9 protein-coding genes and 1 tRNA gene are annotated in these 11,728 nt (G+C 61.1%); 9 read left to right on the top strand and 1 reads right to left on the bottom strand.

The window, feature by feature from the left end:
* The 4 genes from HU755_RS27540 to HU755_RS18990 form a co-directional block, all read left to right on the top strand.
* On the top strand, window positions 1–210 hold a 210-nt coding region (locus HU755_RS27540), incomplete at its 5' end, for a hypothetical protein (protein ID WP_238350012.1).
* Between the two features lie 44 nt (window positions 211–254).
* A tRNA-Met gene (locus tag HU755_RS19000) sits at window positions 255–331 on the top strand.
* Between the two features lie 279 nt (window positions 332–610).
* Window positions 611–3,250 (top strand): bifunctional lysylphosphatidylglycerol flippase/synthetase MprF, encoded by a 2,640-nt coding sequence (gene mprF / locus HU755_RS18995; RefSeq protein ID WP_186635406.1) that lies wholly within the window; start codon window positions 611–613, stop codon window positions 3,248–3,250.
* The gene (locus HU755_RS18990) at window positions 3,250–4,545 is read left to right on the top strand and encodes a virulence factor family protein (protein ID WP_186635403.1); all 1,296 of its coding nucleotides are present in this window, start codon (window positions 3,250–3,252) and stop codon (window positions 4,543–4,545) included. The genes mprF and HU755_RS18990 overlap by 1 nt, the downstream gene beginning before the upstream one ends.
* 477 nt (window positions 4,546–5,022) lie before the next feature.
* On the opposite strand, the gene HU755_RS18985 is transcribed toward HU755_RS18990, so the two are convergent.
* Entirely contained in the window at window positions 5,023–6,924 is a 1,902-nt protein-coding gene (locus HU755_RS18985) for a potassium transporter Kup (protein ID WP_186635400.1), read from the bottom strand.
* 289 nt (window positions 6,925–7,213) lie between these two features.
* Here HU755_RS18985 and rimO point away from each other — a divergent pair, with 289 nt between their 5' ends.
* The 5 genes from rimO (at window position 7,214) to HU755_RS18960 (ending at window position 11,575) form a co-directional block, all read left to right on the top strand.
* Window positions 7,214–8,551 carry a 30S ribosomal protein S12 methylthiotransferase RimO gene (gene rimO / locus HU755_RS18980; protein ID WP_186635397.1) on the top strand — a complete coding sequence of 446 codons (1,338 nt, stop codon included), beginning with the start codon at window positions 7,214–7,216 and terminating at the stop codon, window positions 8,549–8,551.
* Window positions 8,552–8,757: 206 nt separating this feature from the next.
* Window positions 8,758–9,231 (top strand): GNAT family N-acetyltransferase, encoded by a 474-nt coding sequence (locus tag HU755_RS18975; protein WP_186635394.1) that lies wholly within the window; start codon window positions 8,758–8,760, stop codon window positions 9,229–9,231.
* Window positions 9,232–9,422: 191 nt separating this feature from the next.
* A complete protein-coding gene (locus HU755_RS18970) occupies window positions 9,423–10,133 on the top strand; it encodes an rRNA pseudouridine synthase (RefSeq protein WP_186635391.1) in 711 nt (236 codons plus the stop codon).
* A gap of 70 nt (window positions 10,134–10,203) precedes the next feature.
* Window positions 10,204–10,674 (top strand): DUF1456 family protein, encoded by a 471-nt coding sequence (locus HU755_RS18965; protein WP_186635389.1) that lies wholly within the window; start codon window positions 10,204–10,206, stop codon window positions 10,672–10,674.
* A gap of 130 nt (window positions 10,675–10,804) precedes the next feature.
* Window positions 10,805–11,575: an SDR family oxidoreductase gene (locus tag HU755_RS18960; protein WP_186635386.1), complete on the top strand. Its 771-nt coding sequence runs from the start codon at window positions 10,805–10,807 to the stop codon at window positions 11,573–11,575.
* The last annotated feature ends 153 nt before the right edge of the window (window positions 11,576–11,728 follow it).

Raw genomic sequence — 11,728 nt, 5'->3', positions numbered from 1 at the left:
CCGAAGGTCGTCGGTTCAAATCCGGCTCCCGCAACCAAACATCAAAAAAGGCTACTCGAAAGAGTGGCCTTTTTTGTGCGCGTCTGTTTTGCACTGACGAGATCGCCAATACGGAATGCGAAAGAGGATTTCTTTGGATTTCCGAAACTTAACGCGTACCTGCGACCGTTTGCCGCGATTGCGCAGTTATTTCAACCATTACAGGATTAGCGGTTGACACCTCGCCGTTCGCCTGTAGAATGCCGCCACACAGACGCGGGATGGAGCAGTCTGGTAGCTCGTCGGGCTCATAACCCGAAGGTCGTCGGTTCAAATCCGGCTCCCGCAACCAAACATCAAAAAAGGCTACTCGAAAGAGTGGCCTTTTTTGTATCTGTCGAAAAAGTCCTTTCGCAACAATGATCTGTCACTGTGCAGTGAAACCGCTGGGGATCATCGGAGCCGCCATCTGCGACCTGACTCAAGACGCAGAAAGGCCCTTCGCAATCCGGGAACTGCCCTCGCCGATGCCCGACGAGAGGCGTAGTATTTTGTGATTATTTTTTTCTACAGGGATTGGTAACTTGGCTGGATACCTCCATCCTGTCGCGCACAATCCAAGAGGTGATTGATGCGCGCCAACTCGTCTGATCCACAAGACACCGTCACAGCAGAGCAACCGATCAAACCCCAGCGTTTGCGCTGGCTGGAACGGTTAAGCAAATACCGTCAACCGATCGGCCTGGCCGTCACGTTGCTGCTGTTTGCCATTGCCCTGATTGCCTGCCGCCATCTGCTCGCCGAACTCGATCTCGACGCGCTGCATGACTCGATTCTCGACGTCCCGAAACCGGCCCTGCTCGGTGCTCTCGGGGCGACCGTGGTCGGCTTCATCATCCTGCTCGGCTATGAATGGTCGGCCAGTCGCTACGCCGGTGTAACGTTGCCGCCGCGCATGCTCGCCCTCGGCGGCTTTACCGCGTTTGCGATCGGCAATGCGATTGGCCTGTCGCTGCTCTCCGGCGGCTCGGTTCGCTATCGTTTATATGCGCGATTGGGCGTCGGTGCGTCGGAAGTCGCACATATGACCCTGTTCGCCAGCCTCTCGCTGGGCTGCGCCTTGCCGCCGCTGGCTGCACTGGCCACCTTGAGCAACCTGCCGGCCGCCTCGCAAGCGCTGGGTTTGTCCCAGGTTTTGTTGGGCTCCGTCGCCGCCGCTGTGCTGATCCTTGGTGCGGTGCTGGCGATCGGCATCTATCGCCGTCGCCTGCCGGAACAACCCTACCCCGACAACCTGCTGGTCAAGGCCGGGCGCCGCACGCTGCGCCTGCCGGGCCGGCGCCTGACGTTCCTGCAACTGGTGATCACCGCCCTCGACGTCGCGGCTGCCGCCACGGTGCTCTACCTGCTGCTGCCGGAAGCACCGCCCTTTGCACCGTTCCTGCTGGTGTACCTGTTGGCTTTGGCCGCCGGTGTACTCAGTCACGTGCCGGGCGGCGTTGGTGTGTTCGAAGCGATTCTGCTCGCCGCATTTGCCGACAAGCTCGGTGCCGCACCACTGGCCGCCGCCCTGCTGCTGTATCGCCTGATTTATGTAGTGCTGCCGCTGCTGGTCGCCTGCGTATTGCTGCTGATCAACGAAGGCCAGCGTCTGTTTCAGAGCCAGACCCTGCGTGCGGCGTCCGGACTGGCCGCGCCGATTCTGGCGGTGCTGGTGTTCCTGTCGGGCGTGGTGCTGCTGTTTTCCGGCGCCACCCCGGAGATCGACACGCGTCTGGAGCACATCGGCTTTCTGATCCCGCATCGTCTGGTTGACGCGTCGCACTTCGGCGCCAGCCTGATTGGCGTGCTCTGTCTGTTGCTCGCCCAGGGTCTGCGTCGTCGTCTATCGGCGGCGTGGATGTTGACCACCATTTTGCTGCTGGTCGGCGCCCTGCTCTCGCTGCTCAAAGGCTTTGACTGGGAAGAAGCCACGCTGATGACCCTGACGGCCGCCCTGCTCGGTGTGTTCCGCCGCTCCTTCTATCGCCCGAGCCGTCTGACCGAACTGCCGTTTTCGCCGCTGTATCTGGTCGCCAGCCTGTGTGTACTGGGTGCTTCGGCGTGGCTGCTGCTGTTTGCCTATCAGGACGTACCTTACAGCCACCAGCTCTGGTGGCAGTTCACTCTGGATGCTGACGCCCCGCGTGGTCTGCGCTCGCTGCTCGGCGCTGCGGTGCTGCTGGTGGTGATTTCCCTGACCTGGCTGCTGCGCACCGCACGCCCAGTGATTCATCTGCCGACACCTGAAGAACTCGAGCGCGCGGCGAAGATCCTCATGGCGTCGGCGCAACCCGACGGCGGCCTCGCCCTGACCGGTGACAAGGCGTTGCTGTTCCACCCCAACGATGAGGCGTTTCTGATGTATGCCCGCCGTGGCCGCAGCCTGGTGGCGCTGTACGACCCGATCGGGCCGAGCCAGCAACGCGCGGAAATGATCTGGCAGTTCCGTGACCTGTGCGACATCCATCACGCCCGCCCGGTGTTCTATCAGGTCCGCGCCGAGAACCTGCCTTATTACATGGACATCGGCCTGACCGCGATTAAGCTCGGCGAAGAAGCGCGGGTCGATCTGCAGCGTTTCGACCTGGAAGCCAAGGGCAAGGAAATGAAGGACCTGCGCTACACCTGGAACCGTGGCACCCGCGACGGCCTGTCGCTGGAAATCCATGAGCCGGGTCAGGCGCCGATGGCTGAACTCAAGGTGATTTCCGATGCCTGGCTGACCGGCAAGAACGTGCGCGAGAAAGGCTTCTCCCTTGGTCGCTTCAGCGACGACTACCTGAAGCATTTCCGCATTGCGGTGATTCGCTTCGAGGGCCGCCCGGTGGCGTTCGCCAATCTGCTCGAAACCTACAGTCATGATCTGGCCAGTCTCGACCTGATGCGCGCACACCCGGAGGCGCCGAAGCTGACCATGGAATTCATGATGGTCGGCCTGATTCAACACTATAAGAGTCACGGATACGCGCGCTTCAGCCTGGGCATGGTGCCGTTGTCGGGGTTGCAACCCCGGCGTGGTGCGCCGCTGACCCAACGACTGGGCTCGATGGTCTTCCGCCGTGGTGAGCAGTTGTACAACTTCCAAGGCTTGCGCCGCTTCAAAGACAAGTTCCAGCCTGACTGGGAACCCCGTTATATGGCCGTGCCCGCCGGACTCGATCCGCTCGTGGCGCTGGCCGACACTGCTGCCCTGATCGCGGGCGGCTTGACTGGATTGGTGAAACGCTGATGATTCAACGCTCCCTGAAGTACATCCTGGCCGCCCTGCTGGTGCTGGCCGTGATTGCCGGCGGTTGTTTCTGGTACCTCAAACGCCCGGCACCGGAACCGACCGTCGAACAGCTCAAACCCGCCGATGGCGCGGCCATGACCCGGGTGATCCCGGGCACCAAAGCCAAGGCCCAGGTGCTGGTGGCGGTCACCGACGAGCAGAAGCTCTCCGAGAAACAACTGACTACCCTCAGCCGCAGCGCTTCGGCGCAGATCGTTCAGGTGATCCTGCCCAAGGACTGCCTGCTGCAAAGCCGCGCCCTGCAAGCGGGCCTGCGCGGACTGAACGGCCCGGCGACACTGGTCAGCGGCATCGGCCCGGGCGCCGTGCTGGCGTGGCGCTGGCTGGCGGAACAGAAAGACGACAAGGCTCAGGCCATCTCCGTCGACCTCGCGCTGGAAAAACCGGGCTGCACGCACCTGCTGCCGAAATCCGCCGCCCACGGCCACTGGCTGGTCGCGTGGAACGACAACCCGGACGACACCAGCGCCGGTTTCGTGCGTGATCAACCGAACGCCGAAACCAGTATCAGCGACTACGACATCAACCTGCCGCAAGTGCTGAACAACGAACTGCGCAAGATCCTCGTCGGCGGCGACAAGGCCAACGGCGGCCTGGCGATCCCGGTGGTGGAAGTGCCGGCCGGCCAGGCCAACGACACCGTGACCCTGTTCCTCTCCGGCGACGGCGGCTGGCGCGACCTCGACCGCGATGTAGCCGGGGAAATGGCCAAGATCGGCTACCCGGTGGTCGGCATCGACACCCTGCGCTACTACTGGCAGCACAAGAGCCCGGAACAAAGCGCCCTCGACCTCACCGAACTGATGCAGCACTACCGGCAGAAATGGGGCACCAAGCGCTTCATCCTCACCGGCTACTCGTTCGGCGCGGACGTGCTCCCGGCGATCTACAACCGCCTGCCAGAGAACGAACAGCAGCGCGTCGACGCCATCATCCTGCTCGCGTTCGCCCGCACCGGCAGCTTCGAAATCGAAGTCGAAGGCTGGCTCGGCAACGCCGGCAAAGAAGCCGCCACCGGCCCGGAAATGGCCAAGCTGCCAGCGGCGAAGGTTGTGTGCATCTATGGCGAGGAAGAGACCGACGAGAGTGGCTGCACCGACAAGACTGCCGTTGGCGAAGCGGTGAAACTACCCGGCGGGCACCACTTCGACGAGAACTATCCGGCACTGGCCAAGCGCTTGGTAGATTTGATTCAGAAACGCCAGAGCAAGGATTCGGTGGCGCAAGAGTGATCTGAAGCGCCGCACACAAAAAGCCCCCGCAACTTCACGGTTGCGGGGGCTTTTTACATTTCCGATGATCACCCAATCCCCTGTAGGAGTGAGCCTGCTCGCGATAGCGGAGTATCAGCTTGCAAATCAGTGGCTGACACTCCGCTATCGCGAGCAGGCTCACTCCTACAGGCCAAGTCCTTCGCAGAGGACGCAGCTTTCAACAGAGACACCGACCGTCACGCGCTGATTCCGAGACCTGCACGCGCCAAGAGCGAATCTGAAGCGGATCCATCTGTACGCACCTCAGAACCTGTGGGTGCGGGCTTGCTCGCGAAGGCGGTGGATCAGCCACTGGAGATGTCGACTGACATGACGCATTCGCGAGCAAGCCCGCTCCCACAGGGGGATTGGTGCAGGATTCAATCGAAGTGCCCAGGCACAAAAAAGCCCCCGCCAACCACAAGGCTGACGGGGGCTTTTCATGTGAGGGCAGGACTACATCTCCACCTGCGTCCCCAACTCAATCACCCGATTCAGCGGCAGATTGAAGAAGCGCAAATTGCCATTGGCATTCTTCAACATGAACGCAAACAACGCTTCCCGCCAACGCGCCATCCCCTCGAGTTTCGAGGCGATCACCGTTTCCCGACTGAGGAAGTAAGTCGTACGCATCGGGCTGAAGTCGAGGTCTTCGAGGTGGCACAGCTTCAGCGCCTGCGGCACATCTGGCTCGTCGGTAAAGCCGAAATGCAGAATTACCCGGAAGAAGCCCTCCCCGTGCGCTTCGACTTCGAAGCGTCGCGATGGCGGCACACGCGGAATATCTTCATAGACCACGGTCAACAGCACCACCTGCTCATGCAACACCTGGTTATGCAGCAGGTTGTGCAACAGCGCATGCGGCACAGCGTCCGAGCGCGCGGTGAGGAAAACAGCGGTACCCTGCACGCGATGCGGTGGTTGCACGCGGATACTGCTGATGAAGATCGGCAGCGGCAGCGCGCCTTCGTCGAGGCGGTCGACCAATAGTTGTTTGCCGCGCTTCCAGGTGGTCATCAGCACGAACAGGGCAATACCGGCGATCACCGGGAATGCGCCGCCCTGAACGATCTTCGGCACGTTGGCGGCGAAGTACAGGCCATCGACCAACAGGAAACCGAGCAGCACCGGGACCGCGAGGATCGGCGGCCATTTCCACAGCAGCAGCATCACCGCCGACACCAGAATGGTGGTCATCAGCATGGTGCCAGTCACCGCCACGCCGTAGGCCGACGCGAGTGCGCCGGAGGACTCGAAGCCGATCACCAGCAGGACCACCCCGACCATCAGCGCCCAGTTCACCGCGCCGATGTAGATCTGGCCCTGCTCGTCGCTGGAGGTGTGCTGGATGTACATGCGCGGTATGTAGCCGAGCTGGATCGCCTGACGGGTCAGGGAGAACGCACCGGAAATCACCGCTTGCGAGGCGATCACCGTGGCCAGGGTCGACAGGCCAACCAGCGGAATCAATGCCCAGCTCGGTGCCAGCAGATAAAACGGGTTACGCGCCGCGTCAGGATTTTCCAGCAGTAACGCGCCCTGGCCGAAGTAGTTCAGCACCAGCGCAGGCAGCACCAGCAGGAACCACGCACGAGCAATCGGCTTGCGGCCGAAGTGGCCCATGTCGGCGTACAGCGCTTCGGCGCCGGTCAAAGCCAATACCACGGCGCCGAGGATCGCCACGCCCATGCCCGGGTGAACCGTGAAGAAGCGCACGGCCCAGACCGGGTTCATCGCGTGCAGCACTTCTGGCGCGTGGCTGATGCCATACACGCCGAGGGCGCCCAGTACCACAAACCAGGTGACCATGATCGGCCCGAACAGAATGCCGATCCGCGCCGTGCCGTGACGCTGGATCAGAAACAGCGCCACCAGCACCACCAGCGACAATGGCACCACCCAGTGATCGATGCCGTCAAACGCCAGGCCCAGACCTTCAATCGCTGAAAGCACTGAAATGGCCGGGGTGATCATGCTGTCGCCGTAAAACAGCGCCGCGCCGATCAGTCCGCAGACCACCAACAGCGTGCGCAGGCGCTTGCGCCCCGCCGCTGCTCGCCGCGCCAGTGCGGTGAGGGCCATGATGCCGCCCTCGCCCTGGTTGTCGGCGCGCAGGACGAACATCATGTACTTTATCGAGACTACCCAGATCAGCGACCAGAAGATCAACGACAGAATACCCAGCACGCCGTCGTGATTGACCGGTACGCCATACGCGCCGGAAAACACTTCTTTAAGGGTGTACAACGGGCTCGTGCCGATGTCGCCGTAAACCACCCCGACCGCCGCGACCAGCATGCTCAGCGGCCTGCTTGCCGAACCTTCGGCGCCTGCCGCATGACTACTTGCCTGACCCATCCAACACTCCTGATCTCAATACCGGCTTCTTTGAAGAAAGCACTATGCTTTGTGCTGCAGCATGCGCTGTTTTACCTGTTGTTACAGACGTTTTGTTGACTGTAAAAAATTGGTAAAGCTCAACGGCGCGAAGCATAGCGCAGCACTCGTCGTATTTCCCCGTATAAAGCTGGTCAAGTGCGTTGCCCGCCGCTAGAATTGCGCACTTTTTGATCAGAGGCGCGCCTTAAGCGCCCATCCGTCGGCTTCCGTACCCCGGAGGCGACGTCACAAAACACCGAGGTTAGACATGTCCACCACTCCTGCGCCGGCCAATCCAAAGGTTGGCTTTGTATCTCTGGGTTGCCCGAAAGCACTGGTCGACTCCGAGCGCATCCTGACCCAGCTGCGCATGGAAGGCTATGACGTGGTGTCCACCTATCAGGACGCCGACGTCGTGGTGGTCAATACCTGCGGTTTCATCGATTCGGCCAAGGCTGAGTCTTTGGAAGTGATCGGCGAAGCGATCAAGGAAAACGGCAAGGTGATCGTTACCGGCTGCATGGGCGTGGAAGAAGGCAACATTCGCAACGTGCACCCGAGCGTACTGGCTGTGACCGGTCCGCAGCAGTACGAGCAAGTCGTCAACGCCGTGCACGAGGTGGTGCCGCCGCGTAAGGATCACAACCCGCTGATCGACCTGGTGCCACCACAAGGCATCAAGCTGACCCCGCGCCACTACGCCTACCTGAAGATTTCCGAAGGCTGCAACCACAGCTGCTCGTTCTGCATCATCCCGTCGATGCGCGGCAAACTGGTCAGCCGTCCGGTGGGCGATGTGCTCGACGAAGCTCAGCGTCTGGTCAAGTCCGGCGTGAAAGAGCTGCTGGTGATTTCCCAAGACACCAGCGCCTACGGCGTTGACGTGAAATACCGCACCGGTTTCTGGAACGGCGCGCCGGTGAAAACCCGCATGACCGAGCTGTGCGAAGCACTGAGCACCTTGGGCGTCTGGGTCCGCTTGCACTACGTTTATCCGTACCCGCACGTCGACGAGCTGATCCCGCTGATGGCCGCCGGCAAGATCCTGCCGTATCTGGACATCCCCTTCCAGCACGCCAGCCCGAAAGTCCTGAAGTCGATGAAACGCCCGGCGTTCGAAGACAAGACCCTGGCGAGGATCAAGAACTGGCGTGAAATCTGCCCGGATCTGATCATCCGCTCGACCTTCATCGTGGGCTTCCCGGGCGAGACAGAAGAAGACTTCCAATACCTGCTCAACTGGCTGACCGAAGCCCAGCTCGATCGCGTCGGCTGCTTCCAGTATTCGCCGGTTGAAGGCGCGCCAGCCAACGATCTGGACCTGGACGTGGTGCCGGACGACGTCAAGCAAGACCGTTGGGACCGCTTCATGGCGCACCAGCAGGCAATCAGCTCGGCACGCCTGCAAATGCGCATCGGCCGTGAGATCGAAGTGCTGGTGGATGAGGTTGACGAGCAAGGCGCGGTTGGCCGTTGCTTCTTCGATGCCCCGGAAATCGATGGCAACGTGTTTATCGACAACGGCAGCAATCTGAAGCCGGGCGACAAAGTCTGGTGCAAGGTGACTGACGCTGACGAATACGATTTGTGGGCTGAGCAGATCTAAGCACCACGCAAAACCTGTGGGAGCGGGCTTGCTCGCGAAAGTGGTGAGTCAGTGAAGATGTCGGCTGATGTGACGCATTCGCGAGCAAGCCCGCTCCCACAAGGGACGTCACACAATTGAAAAGCCTCGCTCGATGCGGGGCTTTTTTGCGGCTATCGTTTAGCGGGGGACGGACTCCCTTGAACACGCACGAGAGGCACACGCACATGCGTCAGCATTCGGTCATCCACACACCGAAAATCAGCGATTACGAAGAACTGACCCGGGTCTGGGAGGCCTCGGTCCGCGCCACCCATGACTTTCTGCCGGGCAGCTACATCGAGCTGCTGCGCAATCTGGTGCTCACCCGCTATCTCGATGCGGTGATGCTGATCTGCACCCGGGACCGCCAGCAACGCATCACCGGGTTTGCCGGTGTCGCGGCGGGCAAGATTGAAATGCTGTTTATCGACCCCGAGCATCGCGGTCAGGGCCTGGGCAAGCAGTTGCTCAGATACGCGATCGAACGGTTGAATGCCGACGAACTGGACGTCAACGAACAGAATCCGCAAGCCTTGGGCTTTTACCAGAAACAGGGATTCGAGGTCATCGGCCGCTCCGAAGTCGATGGCATGGGCCAGCCGTATCCGTTGCTGCACATGCGGTTGCGGCAGTCCCAGCAGCGCTCGAACCATGCCTGACACCACATAGAACAAACTGTGGGAGCGAGCCTGCTCGCGAAGGCGGCGTGCCGGTCACTGCTGATGTGACTGAAAAAACCTCTTCGCGAGCAGGCTCGCTCCCACATTGAATACAGCGCCTGCAAATGGAACCGGGCTTAACCGCTTCCACACAGGTACAATGCCCACCCCTTTTTTGTTACGGCCCTGTCATGACCGACCCGATTCGCCTCTCCAAACGCCTCATCGAACTGGTTGGTTGCTCCCGCCGGGAGGCCGAGCTGTTCATCGAGGGCGGCTGGGTCACCGTGGACGGCGAAGTCATTGACGAGCCGCAATTCAAGGTTGGCGACCAGAAAGTCGAACTCGACAAGGATGCCAAGGCCACCGCGCCGGAGCCGGTGACCATCCTGCTCAACGCGCCTGCCGGCATGGATGTCGAGAGCGCCATGCAATCGCTCAGCGCCGAAACCCTCAGCGAAGAGCATCGCTACGGCAAGCGTCCGTTGCGCGGGCACTTCCTGCGCCTGACCGCCAGCGCCGACCTGCAGCCCAAGGCCAGCGGCCTGCTGGTGTTCACCCAGGACTGGAAAATCCTGCGCAAGCTCACCGCCGACGCGGCGAAGATCGAGCAGGAATACATCGTCGAAGTCGAAGGCGAGATGGCCGCCCATGGCCTTAACCGCTTGCAGCACGGCCTGACCCACAAGGGCAAGGAGTTGCCGCCGGTCAAGGCCAGCTGGCAAAACGAAAACCGCCTGCGCTTCGCCATGAAAAACCCGCAGCCGGGGATCATCGCGCAGTTCTGTGCAGCGGTGGGCCTGAAGGTCATCAGCATCCGCCGCATCCGCATCGGCGGCGTCTCGATCGGCAAAGTCCCGGTTGGCCAATGGCGCTACCTGTCCGGCAAAGAGAAGTTCTAGGGCTTGCACTGCCGCCACACATTTCGGCAGCGCCCCCGAGCGCTGCCCACCACGCATCAGGAATACCGACATGATTCATAACGACGTACTGCGCAGCGTGCGCTACATGCTCGACATCAGCGACAAGAAAGTCGTCGAGATCATCAAGCTCGGCGGCCTCGACGTAACCCTCGCCGACGTAGTGACCTGGCTCGACAAGAAGGAAGAAGACGAAGAAGGCTTCGTGCGCTGCCCGGACGAAGTCATCGCGCACTTCCTCGACGGTCTGGTGATCTTCAAGCGCGGCAAGGACGAAAGCCGTCCGCCGCAGCCGATCGAAGTGCCGGTGACCAACAACATCATCCTGAAAAAGCTGCGCGTCGCCTTCGAACTGAAAGAAGACGACATGCACGCGATTCTCAAGGCCGCCGAGTTCCCGGTGTCCAAACCTGAACTGAGCGCGCTGTTCCGCAAGGTCGGCCACACCAACTATCGTCCGTGTGGCGACCAGTTGCTGCGCAACTTCCTCAAGGGCCTGACCCTGCGCGTTCGCCCTGCCTGATCCTTTCTCTGCGGTGGCGGCTAACGATCGCCGCCGCAGCGCATGACCGCTTATTCCCCGCGAAAATAATGGCTCCGCTTTTTGCGGCTGACGACTAGGGTGTACTGATCCCTAGCCCTCAGGAGTCGCCATGCACCCCTACTTTTCCCTGCAAGGCCGCACCGCGCTGGTGACCGGCGGCACCCGTGGTATTGGCAAAATGATCGCCAAGGCCTTCGTCGAGGCCGGCGCCCATGTCTATGTCTGCTCGCGCGACGTAGAAGCCTGCCACCAAACTGCTGAAGAACTTGCCGCGCTGGGCATTTGCCATGGCGTGGCGGCGAATCTGGCCACCGAAGAAGGCGTGCGGGAACTGGCTGCGCGTCTGGGCGAGCAGATCACTCATCTGGATATTCTGGTGAACAACGCCGGCACCACGTGGGGCGCGCCGCTGGAGAGTTATCCGGTCAAGGGCTGGGAGAAGGTCATGCAGCTCAACGTGACCTCGGTGTTCAGTTGCATTCAGCAGTTCCTGCCGCTGCTGCGCAAGGCCGGTTCGGCGGCGAATCCGGCGCGGATCATCAACATTGGTTCGGTAGCGGGGATTTCTTCGTTTGGCGAACAGGCTTATGCCTATGGTCCGAGCAAAGCGGCGCTGCATCAGCTGTCGCGAATTCTCGCGCGCGAGTTGGTGAGTCAGCACATCAACGTCAACGTGATTGCGCCGGGAAGGTTTCCGAGCAAGATGACTCAGCATATCGGCAGCGATGAGCAGGCGTTGGCTGAAGATACTGCGCTGATTCCGATGAAGCGCTGGGGACGCGAGGAAGAGATGGCGGCGCTGGCGATCAGCCTGGCAAGTACGGCCGGGGCCTATATGACCGGGAATATCATTCCGCTGGATGGGGGGTTCAGCCTCTGAGATCGACGGTGAAGCTATCGCGAGCAGGCTCACTCCTACAGGGATTTTCAGCGAGCACAGATTTTGTGTACACCCATGACCCTGTAGGAGTGAGCCTGCTCGCGATAGCGTCAGCCAGTCACCACCAGATCTAAGGGCTGCCGGGTTATCATG

This window comes from Pseudomonas sp. SWRI111, assembly GCF_014268555.1.
Classification (GTDB): Bacteria; Pseudomonadota; Gammaproteobacteria; order Pseudomonadales; family Pseudomonadaceae; genus Aquipseudomonas; species Aquipseudomonas hamedanensis.
This window is presented reverse-complemented; position numbering and strand designations above follow the sequence as displayed.

What these genes read in the sequence shown, in the direction of transcription:
- mprF (WP_186635406.1), top strand. Translation starts at nt 611, where the DNA reads ATGCGCGCCAACTCGTCTGATCCACAAGACACCGTCACAGCAGAGCAA.
- HU755_RS18990 (WP_186635403.1), top strand. Translation starts at nt 3,250, where the DNA reads ATGATTCAACGCTCCCTGAAGTACATCCTGGCCGCCCTGCTGGTGCTG.
- HU755_RS18985 (WP_186635400.1), bottom strand. Translation starts at nt 6,924, where the DNA reads ATGGGTCAGGCAAGTAGTCATGCGGCAGGCGCCGAAGGTTCGGCAAGC.
- rimO (WP_186635397.1), top strand. Translation starts at nt 7,214, where the DNA reads ATGTCCACCACTCCTGCGCCGGCCAATCCAAAGGTTGGCTTTGTATCT.
- HU755_RS18975 (WP_186635394.1), top strand. Translation starts at nt 8,758, where the DNA reads ATGCGTCAGCATTCGGTCATCCACACACCGAAAATCAGCGATTACGAA.
- HU755_RS18970 (WP_186635391.1), top strand. Translation starts at nt 9,423, where the DNA reads ATGACCGACCCGATTCGCCTCTCCAAACGCCTCATCGAACTGGTTGGT.
- HU755_RS18965 (WP_186635389.1), top strand. Translation starts at nt 10,204, where the DNA reads ATGATTCATAACGACGTACTGCGCAGCGTGCGCTACATGCTCGACATC.
- HU755_RS18960 (WP_186635386.1), top strand. Translation starts at nt 10,805, where the DNA reads ATGCACCCCTACTTTTCCCTGCAAGGCCGCACCGCGCTGGTGACCGGC.